Raw genomic sequence first — 12,278 nt, forward strand, 5'->3', positions numbered from 1 at the left:
GTCTTGATGGCCTTTACCTGGTCTAAGGACTGCACATGGAGGCTGACAATCAGGGAGCTTTCCATATCCAGAAAGTCCGCCAGCATCCGGTCGTTCAATTCCGGCGCGAGAATCTGCACAAAGCTGACCGCGCCGTACTTTTTCCCCATGCGGAACTGCCTGCCGGTGCGGAACTCAAAGGAAGTGGGGGCGATGAAGTCCTTGGTGGAAAGGCCGGAGGGGGCCAGCCAGTCCCACGAAAAGGAAAAGGGAACCTGTTCATCCATGTGGAATACGCCATGCAGCTGGGACAGCCGCGCCCGCCCGTCCAGCGGCTCCGCCACTACGCCCAGCCGCTTGAAGTTGTTGAGCAGGTCGGTTTCAATCCGTTCCAGCCGGGGCTTTGCCGCCCGGATGCTGTCCGCGTCAATGCCGAAGGTCAGGTATTTTGTCTTAATCAGGCCGTTGTTCCCCTTTGCCAGCTGGTTTTGCAGCATCTGGGTGTACTCGCTGCGGATGTTGTCAAAATCATCCCCCTGGGGCGGGATGGTGATGGACCGGGCAAAGGTTTCCTGGGACGCGGCCAGGTTGAGGAAGGACAGCTGGAACCGGATGGAGCTGTCAAAGTAGTTGAGGAAATCGCACCAGCCCTCGAAGATGGCGGTCTTATCCTCGTTTTGGGACAGCTGGTAATTGATGTCCTGAAACTGAATGGTCTTGGTATAGTAGCAGCCGGTCACGCGGCAGATGCCGTCCGGCCACATCCGTTCATAGGGGATGCTGTCCTGCGCGGAAATCCCCTTCTGGTCAGTGCGGCTGGCGCGGGAAATGGCGGCTTCGATCTGCTTCCGATCCGCGCGGGAGAGCTTCTTTTTCACCGGCATTGGCCCTTCGCCCTCCGGCGCTCTGCCGTTTGTCCGGTTTTTCTTTGCCGTAAACAATGTCATACACCTCCTTGTCGAGTTTGTCCTGCCGCTCCAATACGGCATAGAAGTTGTTGGTCTGGTAGGGGCGCTGCCGGGGCCGGAGAAAGGATACCCGGATCATGTTGCCGATGATCTTTTCCAGCGGCTGGCCGTTCTTCTCGTACATCGCCAGCAGGAAAAAGGGCAGCATAACGAGCATCATGCACAGGGCGGCGGCGCTGTTCCCGGCTGGCCCCCGAAGCAGAAAGAAAAGCGGCACGCCAATCAGCGCCCCGCCGCCAAAGCAGACTAACTGCCGTTTGGTGAGGTTGAAGGCCACCTTTGTCTTGACCTTCGTTAAGTCTTTGGGTACGGGTACATAAGCCATTTTTGCACACTCCTTTCGTCAGTGGGCCTGGAAGATCGCCTTGGCCATGCTGCCGCTCTTAAAGAGGGTCAGGCAGAGCAGGACTGTATATCCCACACAGGACCAGATGGCGGCAATCGTATCCTCGTCGGTGGCGATGTTCTGCACCAGGACCGCGTAGATTGCCACGCAGACCATAATGAGGAACGCCTGAAAGCCTAACGCCATCAGGGAACGCAGGTAATTCTGCCCCATGCCGCCCCATTCCCTGCCCATCATAGCGGCCATCGGGACCGGCGCGACCGAGGTGACGAGATATATTTCCAGCATACGGCCATAAATGACGATAAAAATACAGATGGTCAGCGCCCACATGGTAAGGCCGATAAACAGGGACTGGAACCACAGCCCGAACAGCGGCCCCAAATCCATCTCCATGAGCCTTGGCTCCAAATCCGCCATCGCGGAGGAAATGTCGATGGAAGCGTCCGCGCCGATGACGCCGGAAGCCTGGGCCACGATGCCCTGGGCCAGATCAAACACGCCCATCACGATATTCCAGGTGTTGGTGACAATGAGGATGGCACAGGCGGTCTTGAATATCCACTTGAAAAACACAGCGGTTTCAATATCGTGGAAGTTGTTCTTGTCGGTGATGATCTGAATCAGTTCCAGCGTCATTACAAAGGCCAGAATCACGCCTGCTATGGGGAGAATGACCGTTTCCGAAAGGCTTTGGACCATGCTGAAAATACCCGCGTTCCAGCCCTGGGGCGTCTGCCCGATCTGCCCCGATATGTCCGCCACCTGGTTGTTGACCGAATCAAACATACTGGAAAGGTTGCTCATAATGCCGCCCACCAGCATTTCTTTCAGCCAGGTGGTGATTGCATCCAGCAGAAAATCCATACGGTGCTACCTCCTTTCCGCCCCTCCCGCGTCTGCGGGAGGGGCAAAGGTATGGGTGTTTCTGGTGCGGGGATTAGCCGAACAGACCGGAGAGCAGGGGTACAAGCACCATGCCGATGAGGGCAACGCCGCCGCCCGCCATGAGCTGTTTCATGCCCTGGCTTTTTGCTCATGTGAGATAAAGAAGTAAAAGAAGTGTAAAAAATTTTGCCGTTCCCTGTCCGGCTGACTGCCGGACGGGTCGGGCTTTAGTCGGGCAATTCTACCTTGCCGACAAAAGAGTAATAGATTTCGATTTCCTGTCTGCGGAGCTTCCCCCGCCGTTTCCCGTCAAGGGCTTCCGATTCGTGGATTACGATTTTCTCCACAAACTCCCGTAACAGGGTAGGGGTGAGTTCCTCAAAGCTGGTGTACTTGCGTACCACTTTCATAAACTTTTCAGCGTTTGCCGTGGCTTCCAGCGTCTTAGAAAGCTCGCTCTGCAAGGCGGCGGCTTTCTCTTTCAGTTCTTTTTGCTCGGCTTCGTAGTCTGCCGACAATTCCGTGAAACGCTCGTCCGATATGCGCCCGGTCACGCTGTCCTCATACAGCCGCTTGAAGATAGCGGAGAGTTCCGCAATCCGTTTTTCTGCCGCTTCCAGTTCTTTCTTCTTGGCGGCGTTCCGGCGTTTGCTCCCGTCCTCGGTCTGCTCGGTCAACAGCTTCATAAACCGGGCTTCGTGCTTGGCGGCGTAGCTGGTGACTTTCCGCAGGTTCTCGGTCACTCCGGCGGTTAAAAGGTCGGTGCGGATAAAGTGCGCCGTACAGTCTGCCGTGCGCTTCTTGTAGCTGCCGCAGATATAGCAGTCCTGCCGCCGCTTGTCCGTCTGATAGCGTTGCTGGTACATGACGCTGCCGCAGTCGGCACAAAAGAGCAAGCCGGAGAACAAACCCACTTCATCATAGCGGTTAGGGCGTTTGCGCTGCTTGCGTAGCTCCTGCACCCGTTCCCATGTGTCCCTGTCGATTATCTGCTCGTGGTGGTTCTCAAAGATTGCCTGTTTGTCCTCGCTGTTGTAGATAATCTTGCTGCATTTGTAGGATTGGGTGGTGGTCTTGAAGTTCACAAGGCAGCCCGTGTATTCCCGGTTTTCAAGGATATGTACCACGGTGTTCGCCGCCCACTTGCACTCATAGCCGGGGTGGTAGCGGCGGGTTCTCCCTGTCCGGCGGTATTCCAGCGTCCCCGGCGTGGGGATTTCCTGCTCCGTGAGCATACGGGCTATCTTGGTCGGACCGTTCCCGGCAAGGCATAGGCTGTAAATCTGCTTCACCACGGGGGCGGCTTCTTCGTCAATGATGAAATTTTCGTCCTCGTCCATGAGGTAGCCGTACACGGGCTTGCTTGTGACGGGCTTCCCACTCATGCCTTTTGACCGCTTCACGGCTCTGATTTTCTTGCTCGTATCTCTCACCAGCCATTCGTTAAAAATATTACGCAAGGGCGCAAAATCATTCTCGCCCTGTGCGCTGTCTACGCCGTCATTGATAGCAATGAAGCGGACGCCGTTCTGTGGGAAAATCATTTCCGTGTACATTCCCACTTGTAAGTAATTTCGCCCTAACCTTGACATATCCTTTACGATAACCGTTCCCACAAGCCCCGCTTCAATGTCGGCAAGCATGGACTGGAAGCCGGGTCTTTGGAAATTTGCCCCGGAGAATCCGTCGTCCGTGTACCATTTGAGGTTGGAAAAGCCGTTCTGTTTTGCGTAGGCTTCAAGGATTCGCTTCTGGTTGCTTATGGAATTGGATTCGCCTTGAAGCGTGTCCTCGTGCGACAATCTCGGATATAGGGCGGTAATCAGTTTTTGGGTGGTCTGTCTTGTCATGGTTTCCTCCATTTCCGACAGCCAGCCCCACTATTCCGTAGGTCTATTATACCATAGGGCGGGGCTTGCTGTACAGTCCTTTTTGCTACTTTATGTCGAAAAATATCACATTATTTTATTAAGGCTTATCGCATTACATAGCGTGTGCGGCTGTTCCCCCGGCTGCGCTTTCCGCTTCCAGCACTTTCATCATCTTGTCGGTGGCGGTGGCGGTAGTGCCTTGTTTGAAATAGCCGGAAACCACAAGGACGGTGTTCCCCCGGCGTACTTCTGTCACGCAATCCGGGTGGCGGGCGGTGGTGGTGGTGCTTCTCTTGGGCGTGTCGGTCATAGGCAAATCTCCTTTCCGTTCAGCAGCTTTTTAAGGTGTTCCATTTTCTCCCGTGTTTTGGCTTTTCTGAAATTCTCCCCGGTAATGCGGACGGGGGTACACATTTCCATAAGGCGGTCATATATCCGGGCGTGGGCGGTGTCCTCCGGGTTCTGCAATTCTTCCAGTGTCAAATTTGTTGTGACAATCAGCGGCTTGCCGCTGCGGTATCGGCTGTCAACCACGTTGTAAACCTGTTCAAGCCCGTATTCCGTGCCACGCTCCATGCCAAAATCGTCAAGGATAAGCAGAGGGAAGCTGCAAAGGCGGGCTATGTATTCGTTCCTGTCCTTGTAGCTGGCGGCAAGGTCATTGAGTATCAAGGCAAAGTTTGTCATGCACACGGAAATCTCTTTCTCCATGAGGGCATTGGCAATACACCCGGCAAAATAGCTCTTGCCTGTGCCGACACTTCCCCATAAAATCAATCCATAGTTCTTGGTGTTTACCCGTTCCCATTGCTCCACATAGGCATAGGCTTTGTGCATTTGCGGGCATTTCCCGTTGTCGTTTTCAAACGTCCATTCCCACATAGCCGGGTCGGTGAAGCCTGTCCGTTTCAGCCGTTCCACTTCCTCCCGGTGCTTGTATTCCCGGTGTCTGGCTTCCAGCGTTTCCCGGCGTTTTCTCTGGCAGTCACATTCTTTCGGGTGGCGGTCACGCCCGAAAAAGGTTTTGCCCTCCGGGAAGTAGGCTTCTTTGGGCTGGCGGCAGCTCCCGCAATATAAAAGCCCGTCCTTGCCCGTGTAGTCCTCCGGCTCTGCTTCCTGTGCCGTGGCAAGCCGGAAAATGGCGTTATCATAATCACTCATAAAATCTTCCTCCTTGTTCATGGTTTTTTACGCCCTGTTTACGGGGCGTTCTATCTCTGTCGTCAAAGGCTCTCGCCCTCTTTGTAGGAATAATCGGGGATTCCTTTCTTCCCCGTGCCTTTCCTGTCACGCCCCGCCCATATACGGATAGCGGCGGCATAGTTGATGTAGCTTTTCCCGTTGGCGGCTATATGCTGGCTTAATTCCTCAATAAACCGTTCCAGCCTGTCCGGGTATTCCTCTTTCAGTTCCGCATATTCGCTTTCAGAGAGGAAAATATTTTTATATCTGCCAAATGGGGCGGGCGGCTTCTCACTCGCTCCTTTTAGTTGGTTCTCTTTTAGTTTGTTTATAGTAAGTTGGTTAGGGGTCGGTTTTCCGTCCAACGCAAAGGTCGGTTTTCCGCCCTTATGAGGGTCGCTTTTCCGGCTATCAGAGGGTCGGTTTTCCGACTGTATGGCGGTCATATGGTCGGAAAACTGTACCACTGGCACTTGCGGCACTTTCACATAAAGGCGGTTCGGTGCGGAAAAGCCCCGGCGTTCCCTCACCAGAAGCCCGGCAGCGTCCAGCTCGTTCAGTGCGGCTTTTATGGCGGTGCTGCCTTTATCCAGCGTTTCCGCTATCTCCGAAACAGGGTATACAATGTATGTCCTGCCCTCGCTGTCCTGCCAGCCGTTCTTCTGTGAGAGTTCGGAACGGTCAAGGAGCAGCGAATAAAGCAGCTTTGCGGTCTGTGACAAGTCCATTTTCAGCAGAAAACGGGGGTATCGGAAAAACGGCGGCATAATGGTGTCGGCTGTGATGTATTCGGTTATGGTTCTCACCTCCTGTCTGTGGCTTCTGTTACGCAGTTAAAACGGCATTTTCGGGGATAAAGGATAAATGTATCGCATACCCTTTGAGGGCGGTCAAAAAAGCCTTGATTTACGGGGGTCTGGAATATCCTAAAGCGTGACATTTATCCCTCTGTTTCCGCTTGCGCTGTGCGGCTCTGATTCTTTTCATGCGTCCGGCGCACTCCGGGCAGTATTTCCCCCGGTTTGACTTGGGGAGAAAATACCCGCCGCACTCGGTACAGCGTTTCCTGTCTGCCCGGTGGAGTAGGGCGGCTTCCAGTTTCCCGTCCAGCGGCAGCACGGCGGTAATGAACCAGCGGCATATAAGCGAATAGCTGATACTCTGGACGCATACGCAAGGCTCGCCGTTATCCAGCAAGATACAGTTGCTGTTATCGTAGTTGCAGCACTCATGCACAAGACGGCGGGCGGCTCTGTACTGCTGGTAGTCCATGTAGGGGCGTTTACCGTTCATTTTCCCGCCCCTTTCCCCGTTCCGGCTCACGGCGTAATATTTTGTCAAGATTGCTTTTCACGGTCTGCAATTCCCGGACGTTCGCTTTCTTCTTCCGGTACTCGTTGTAAAGGGCGTTTTTCTCTTTGGTAAGCTGCTCAATCTCGGTCTGTAATGCTTTGGACGCTGGCAGCTTGGAGATTCCCTGTGCCTTGAAATACCGGGCGGCAGATTCGGAAATGATAAATTCGCTTTCGTGCTGCTCCCGGTAGGCTTTTCGGGCTTTCTCCGTTTTCTGCGCCCGCAGTCCGTCACGGGCTGGCTTGGTCTTGATGTACGCCAATAGCTGTTTCTGCAAGTCCTTTTTCTCCTGCAAGGTGCTTTCCACGGTTTTCAGTTTCCCGGTCACTTCATGCAGTCCGGCACTGGCAGCGGCAAGGGCGGCTTCCAGTTCCTCCGGGGAAGAAAAGCCGGATTCCTCGTAAACGCTCATGGTAGCCGCCATTTGCTTCAAGTTGTGTAAGGTCGCCCATTTCTCATAGCCTTTCCCCTTGCCCTCGGCTTTCTTGGCGGCTATGTCTACCATGCGCTGTACGCTGTCCTGTTTCGGGGCGTTTACAGCAGCTTTGTTGCGCTGTAAGCGGTCTTTTATGCTGCGGGGGTATTCCTGTTGGGGTAGGGGCGTTTCGGCGGCTCTGGCGGCGTTCTGTGCGTTTATGGTGAGTGCTTCCAGTACGGCGGCACGGTCAAAATCATCACCCAGTTTCCGGGCAGTGATGGGCTTCGTCCTGTCCGGCGTGAGATACGATAATCTCCCCCGGCTCTCCTTGACGGTCACGCCCTGTTGTAGCAGCTTCCCGGAAAAATCCTCAAAGGAAACGGCAGAGGACAGGGCGGCTCGGATTGTGCGCCGTAATTTCTCCTTGTCGGTTTCAAACTTGGTCTGTTTGGGCGGCTCTCCCGTGGCGGCTTGGGAAGCGTTCTCCTTATCCAGTGCGGCTTGTCCTTTCCGCTTCGCCCAATACTCACGCTCGGTAATGCGGTTCTTGCTCCCGTTCAGCAAGTCAATCTGATAGAGGTTTTCCCGGTGGCACATCTCCATGACTTCCGCTTTGAAATACTCCATAGCTGCGTCCGTACAGCGGTGCTTGCAGCCCTCCCTTGTGTCGGCTGGTCTTTCCATGTAGGGCAATAGCGGCACTTCGGCAATCCGCAAGCTGTTTATGACGATATGCACATGAATGTTGCCGCTGTGGTTATGCCCGTCTGGGTGAGTACAAACAAGGGCTTGGTGTCCGGGAAAATGCTCTTTACAAAACTGCTCGCCCAACACTTGCGCCCGGTCTACGGTCAAGCCGTTGTCTGATGCGTCACGGGGGTCAAAACTGATAATGTAATGGTGGCTCTTTACGTCCTCACGTTTCTGGTTTTTGCCGTATTTGAGATTGGAGCGCATACACGCTATGGCGAAATCTTCCCCGCCACAATTCAGAGAGGAAATGCGGTAACCGTCACGGGGAACAAGCCGCCCATTCCCGTCCAGTGTGGGCTTCATGGTAAACTCGTCATGTTCAAAAGTTAGGTACTGCTCGGCAGCTCCGTAGTCGGCATTTTTAGAGCTGATATGTTTGAATGTTGCCAACGGCTTCACCTACTTTCTGCAAGACTTCAAACTTCAAGGCGGCAAGCTCCGCTGTGGCGGCTCTTACCTCTTGGGAGAGGGTGTTATAGGGTGCGCCGTACTCGTTCAGACAGCGGGCAATCTGATTCAAGTTGCCGCCGATTTTTCCGTATTCGGCTGTGAGTTTCCCAACGGCAGAGAGTAATTCATCATTGACCGGGGAAACGGTAATGACCGGGCGTATGCTTGACTTGATAAGGGCTTGCCGGATAAACTCGGCTTGGCTCATTTTGCAGAGGGTGACACGCTCGGAAAACTCGGCGTATTCTTCCCCGGTCAAGCGTGTCTTGATTACCCGGTAGCGGTGGGACGTGTTGTATCTTTTCATGGCTTTCAACTCCTTTCTTTTTATGGTTTGCCCTCTCACCAATAGGAGAAAAACAGGGGGCAAAGCGGAAGTGTTTTTTGAAAAATCCGAAAATATTTTTTCGGGGATTTTTCAAGCGGCGCAAGCCGCAAAAAGGCGGGCTTGGGGTGGCAACCCCAACAAGATTCCCATAGGACAAAATGAGCGATTAGCGAAATTTGGTACTGTGGTAGAATCTTGCTCTCGCTCTCGCTCTCGCTTCTCTTTACATTGACAACACAAAGCCCATTTGCTATAATATCGCGAAGAAGAACAGCCATGTTGTTCTAATTTCAGTATCGGAGGTATTCATATGGCAAACTGCAAAAACAGAAACAAGTCTTTTAACTTTGCTAAAAATTCACCGCCGAAAGGCCCAACCACCAGCTCAGCTGGTGGAATGGGATAGCCCCCCTGGGGCAAAACCTTTGCATTTCCGCCTAAAGGCGGTCTAGCAAACCGTTCTTTCTTTACTGGTAGTCCGCTTAAAAGCGGCTCTCTTTTAATGCTCCATCCTATCCCTTTCGTACTGCTCTTGAATATACTTCTTTATCGTTTCTTCGTTGACATTACCGACCGTTTCGCAATAATATCCTCTTGCCCAGAAGTGACGGTTTCCTTTCTCTCTATATTCTGGATGCCTGTCAAATATCATAAGCGCACTCTTGCCCTTAATAAGACCTACAGCCTTTGATACGCTCAACTTGGGCGGAATTGATACATACATATGCACATGATCGGGAAGCGTAGCCGCCTTTATGATCGTTACCCCTTCCATTTTGCACACCTTTCCCAGAATCTCTCCTACATCTTTCCTTAACTCTCCGAACATTACTTTCCTGCGATATTTCGGAATAAATACAATATGGTACGTGCAATTGTACCGGCTATGTGCTAAACTATTATTATCCATATAGATATACCTCCGTTGTTTCTAAAGTGGTTTGCTAGACCCACTTCTATTATACAACGGGGGTAATTTTTTGGTACTCTGTTCACCGCCACTTGCATCTGTTATTCCCCCAGCTCAGCTGGGGGATTGATACTGTTTCATTCAAAGGCATATTCTGTCTACCTGCTGTTCCGATTTGTCTTTTCCCTGGCGGCTTCTATGTCCACAGTGCTTTCCATCGTGTACCACCTGGAGGTGGTGCAGCTGGATGCTTTCCAGCTTGTCCTGGTAGGGACGGTTCTGGAGACCTCCTGCTTTCTGTTCGAGATACCCACCGGTGTGGTGGCGGATTTGTATAGCCGTCGGCGCTCGGTGCTGATTGGAATGTTCCTCTACGGCCTGGGCTTTCTGATGGAGGGTGCGCTACCGTGGTTCGCGCCGGTTCTGCTGGCCCAGGTTGTCTGGGGTTGCGGTGATACCTTCATCACCGGCGCTCTGGAGGCGTGGATTGCCTCGGAGGAAGAGGACAAACCCATAGACAAGGTGTTCCTGCGGGGCAGTCAAATGGGGCAAATCGGCGGCGTTCTGGGCGTGGTGCTGGGCACACTGCTGGGAAACATAAACCTGCAAATGCCTGTCATCTTGGGGGGCAGTTTGTGCTTGTTGTTGGGGCTGGTGTTGGTTCGCATCATGCCAGAAACCAACTTCTCCCCTGCTATTGAGGAACGGCAGGGCTTGCTTAAAGACTTTGTCTGCCTGTTCAAGCTCAACCTGGGCTTTGTGAAAGGCGCACCTGTGTTGCTGGCGCTCTTAGCAATCACACTATGCGGGGGACTTGCCAGTGAAGGCTTTGACCGGCTCTCCACCGCTCATTTTCTGGATGACACGGTAATACCCGTTATCGGGCCGCTGAACAGCGTCACTTGGTTCGGTGTTATCAGTCTTATCGGCAGCGGCTTAGGTATTCTGGCTTCTCAGTTGCTCATCGCCCGCATGGAGAAAAAAGGGACTGTCAGCCGAACCAGTGTGGTCATGTCCACCAGCGCCGGGTATATCCTGTGCCTGGTTCTCTTCGCGGTGGGGCGGAGCTTTTGGTTCATGTTGTTGGTGTTCCTGCTGGCGGGGCTTATGCGCACCATCAAGGAGCCTGTGCTGGCCGCCTGGATGAACGACCATGTGGATGAGAAAATGCGCGCCACAGTCTTTTCCACCAGCGGACAGCTGGACTCTTTCGGGCAGATCATCGGCGGGCCTATTGTGGGGCTGGTAGCCCAGCAGGTGTCCATACCCTGGGGGCTGGTCTGTACCGCTTTCCTGCTGTTGCCCGCGCTGTTCTTAGTGCCGGTGGCGGGAAAGAAGCGGGATTGATATGGCATAGTTAAGTTTACTGACGAGCGGGAGATTACTTCCGCTCGTCTTCATTTAGTAGCGCAAAATTTGAGGACTCTTTATTTCCTTATTCGGTATAGCGGAGGCGGCTGTCAATTCGACATAATTTTCTTGTGATACTTTACCGTACATGAGCATTCGCGCCAGGGTTGTCATTGCCGTAACCTTCCAGCAGGTTGATGACGCCCCAGATACCGAGGCCGGCTCCCAGTGCGATCACGAGGGTCTGCAAAACGTCGATTGCGCTGTTGAAAAATTCCATACTTTAATTTAGCCGGAATCGCTTTGTGGTTAGTGTTGGTTCATAGGCATACAAAAGCCGGACAACAAAACCGCCCTGCGTTTTGGGCGGCTCGATTCCGGCTATCCTCCTTCTTCATTTTTTTGTTGAGCTGTCCGCTTTGTACGCCAATGGCCTCAACCGAGGCAGGTTTCAGGGACCCTGGCGGGTAGATAAGATCACTCCTTTCTCGCGGAACGGGATTATTCGCCCTCGGTGTCTACGTCAACTTCAAACACATCGTAGACCTCGTTGGGTTTTGGTTTGAGCCGGGTGGACAAAAACGCTTCAATGTCAAAGGCGTTCTTATCGTCCGCGTCGGCGGTGTACTGGAAATTGGGGTGCCTGGTGATGTCATACTTATCCGACAAAAACGGGCGGACGCCCCGCAGCTGGAGGATACATTTTCCCCCGTCCATCACCGCAAGCTCATCCTGGCTCATCAACTCTTTCCCCAATTTCTGATAGTTGAGAGAGTGGGAGGTTTCCCGTCCCCGGCTCTCCCCGGTGTTGTAGGTGTCAATGGTTTCTTTTCCCAGGGCGGCGGCTAACTCCTTTAAGGTGGTGGGTTCCTTGCCGCCCAGAAAGATGGAAGTGTCCATATTTCCGATGATGGTGTCGGCGTTGTCCTTGTAGATGGCCTTTAACTGGGACTGCGCCTGCAATACCAGACAGGCGGAAATCTCCCGGCTTCGGATGGTGGCTACCAGCTTTTCCAGCTTTGGAATCTGCCCGATGTTGGCACACTCGTCAATCAGGCAGCGCACATGGACCGGGAGCCTGCCGCCGTACACATCGTCCGCTTTTTCACAGAGCAGATTAAACAGCTGGGTATAGCACATGGAAATCAGGAAGTTAAAGCTGTCATCGGTATCGCTCATAATAAGGAACAGGGCGGTTTTTTTGTCCCCCAGGGTGTCCAGTTCCAGCTCATCATAGGCTGTGACCTCCCGCAGCTCGGCAATATCGAATACCGCCAGCCGCGCGCCGCAGGAAATCAGTATAGATTTTGCGGTTTTGCCCGCCGCCAGCTTATATTTTTTGTACTGCCGCACCGCGAAATGGTTGGGCTTCTCGGATTCCAGCGCGTCAAACATCAGGTCAACGGGGTTTTTGTATTCCTCATCGTCCTCCCGGACCTCCATCGCGTTAATAAACTCAATCAGGGTGGAGAAGTTCTGTTC

The 12,278-nt window shown here is 53.2% G+C and carries 12 protein-coding genes and 3 pseudogenes; 1 reads left to right on the top strand and 14 read right to left on the bottom strand.

Annotated elements, in window-relative coordinates; genetic code table 11:
* The 12 genes and pseudogenes from C814_RS11515 to tnpA all read right to left on the bottom strand — a co-directional run.
* Nucleotides 1-863, bottom strand: a pseudogene (locus C814_RS11515) (VirB4-like conjugal transfer ATPase); the annotation flags it as partial.
* Nucleotides 787-1,272, bottom strand: coding sequence for a PrgI family protein (locus C814_RS11520; protein ID WP_016318010.1), 486 nt, complete (start codon nt 1,270-1,272; stop codon nt 787-789). The gene C814_RS11520 and the pseudogene C814_RS11515, both read right to left, overlap by 77 nt.
* Before the next feature lie 18 nt (nt 1,273-1,290).
* On the bottom strand, nt 1,291-2,160 hold the full coding sequence (locus tag C814_RS11525; protein ID WP_004077012.1) for a VirB6/TrbL-like conjugal transfer protein, CD1112 family: 870 nt from the start codon (nt 2,158-2,160) through the stop codon (nt 1,291-1,293).
* Nucleotides 2,161-2,233: 73 nt separating this feature from the next.
* Nucleotides 2,234-2,329 (bottom strand): annotated as a pseudogene (locus tag C814_RS24815) (Maff2 family mobile element protein); the annotation flags it as partial.
* 79 nt (nt 2,330-2,408) lie between these two features.
* The gene (locus C814_RS11530; protein WP_016318011.1) at nt 2,409-4,031 is read right to left on the bottom strand and encodes a recombinase family protein; all 1,623 of its coding nucleotides are present in this window, start codon (nt 4,029-4,031) and stop codon (nt 2,409-2,411) included.
* Nucleotides 4,032-4,164: 133 nt separating this feature from the next.
* A complete protein-coding gene (locus C814_RS11535; protein ID WP_016318012.1) occupies nt 4,165-4,362 on the bottom strand; it encodes a transposon-encoded TnpW family protein in 198 nt (65 codons plus the stop codon).
* Nucleotides 4,359-5,213: an ATP-binding protein gene (locus C814_RS11540; protein ID WP_016318013.1), complete on the bottom strand. Its 855-nt coding sequence runs from the start codon at nt 5,211-5,213 to the stop codon at nt 4,359-4,361. The genes C814_RS11535 and C814_RS11540 overlap by 4 nt, the downstream gene beginning before the upstream one ends.
* A 62-nt stretch (nt 5,214-5,275) precedes the next feature.
* Nucleotides 5,276-6,001 (bottom strand): replication initiator protein A, encoded by a 726-nt coding sequence (locus C814_RS11545; RefSeq protein WP_155846364.1) that lies wholly within the window; start codon nt 5,999-6,001, stop codon nt 5,276-5,278.
* A 139-nt stretch (nt 6,002-6,140) separates the two neighbouring features.
* Nucleotides 6,141-6,527, bottom strand: a complete 387-nt coding sequence (locus C814_RS11550) for a cysteine-rich VLP domain-containing protein (protein ID WP_016318015.1) — start codon at nt 6,525-6,527, stop codon at nt 6,141-6,143.
* Nucleotides 6,517-8,148, bottom strand: a complete 1,632-nt coding sequence (locus C814_RS11555; protein ID WP_016318016.1) for a relaxase/mobilization nuclease domain-containing protein — start codon at nt 8,146-8,148, stop codon at nt 6,517-6,519. Before C814_RS11555 ends, C814_RS11550 begins: the two co-directional genes overlap by 11 nt.
* On the bottom strand, nt 8,120-8,515 hold the full coding sequence (locus tag C814_RS11560; protein WP_016318017.1) for a plasmid mobilization protein: 396 nt from the start codon (nt 8,513-8,515) through the stop codon (nt 8,120-8,122). The genes C814_RS11555 and C814_RS11560 overlap by 29 nt, the downstream gene beginning before the upstream one ends.
* Nucleotides 8,516-9,035: 520 nt before the next feature.
* Nucleotides 9,036-9,446: an IS200/IS605 family transposase gene (tnpA, locus tag C814_RS11565; RefSeq protein WP_016318018.1), complete on the bottom strand. Its 411-nt coding sequence runs from the start codon at nt 9,444-9,446 to the stop codon at nt 9,036-9,038.
* Between the two features lie 126 nt (nt 9,447-9,572).
* Between tnpA and tet(40) the strand changes: the two genes are divergently transcribed.
* A complete protein-coding gene (gene tet(40), locus C814_RS11570; protein WP_022788347.1) occupies nt 9,573-10,793 on the top strand; it encodes a tetracycline efflux MFS transporter Tet(40) in 1,221 nt (406 codons plus the stop codon).
* Nucleotides 10,794-10,947: 154 nt separating this feature from the next.
* Here the strand turns inward: tet(40) and C814_RS22920 are convergent.
* A pseudogene (locus tag C814_RS22920) lies at nt 10,948-11,076 on the bottom strand (Maff2 family mobile element protein); the annotation flags it as partial.
* A gap of 221 nt (nt 11,077-11,297) precedes the next feature.
* Nucleotides 11,298-12,278, bottom strand: a 981-nt coding sequence (locus C814_RS11580) for a VirD4-like conjugal transfer protein, CD1115 family (protein WP_016318020.1), incomplete at its 5' end; no start/stop codon positions are given.

Source organism: Anaerotruncus sp. G3(2012) (assembly GCF_000403395.2).
Lineage (GTDB): Bacteria > Bacillota > Clostridia > Oscillospirales > Ruminococcaceae > Anaerotruncus.

Bases quoted from the DNA above. Each gene is read 5' to 3' on its own strand.
- C814_RS11560 (WP_016318017.1), bottom strand. From the start codon at position 8,515: ATGAAAAGATACAACACGTCCCACCGCTACCGGGTAATCAAGACACGC.
- C814_RS11520 (WP_016318010.1), bottom strand. From the start codon at position 1,272: ATGGCTTATGTACCCGTACCCAAAGACTTAACGAAGGTCAAGACAAAG.
- tnpA (WP_016318018.1), bottom strand. From the start codon at position 9,446: ATGGATAATAATAGTTTAGCACATAGCCGGTACAATTGCACGTACCAT.
- C814_RS11540 (WP_016318013.1), bottom strand. From the start codon at position 5,213: ATGAGTGATTATGATAACGCCATTTTCCGGCTTGCCACGGCACAGGAA.
- C814_RS11545 (WP_155846364.1), bottom strand. From the start codon at position 6,001: ATGCCGCCGTTTTTCCGATACCCCCGTTTTCTGCTGAAAATGGACTTG.
- C814_RS11530 (WP_016318011.1), bottom strand. From the start codon at position 4,031: ATGACAAGACAGACCACCCAAAAACTGATTACCGCCCTATATCCGAGA.
- C814_RS11525 (WP_004077012.1), bottom strand. From the start codon at position 2,160: ATGGATTTTCTGCTGGATGCAATCACCACCTGGCTGAAAGAAATGCTG.
- C814_RS11550 (WP_016318015.1), bottom strand. From the start codon at position 6,527: ATGAACGGTAAACGCCCCTACATGGACTACCAGCAGTACAGAGCCGCC.
- C814_RS11535 (WP_016318012.1), bottom strand. From the start codon at position 4,362: ATGACCGACACGCCCAAGAGAAGCACCACCACCACCGCCCGCCACCCG.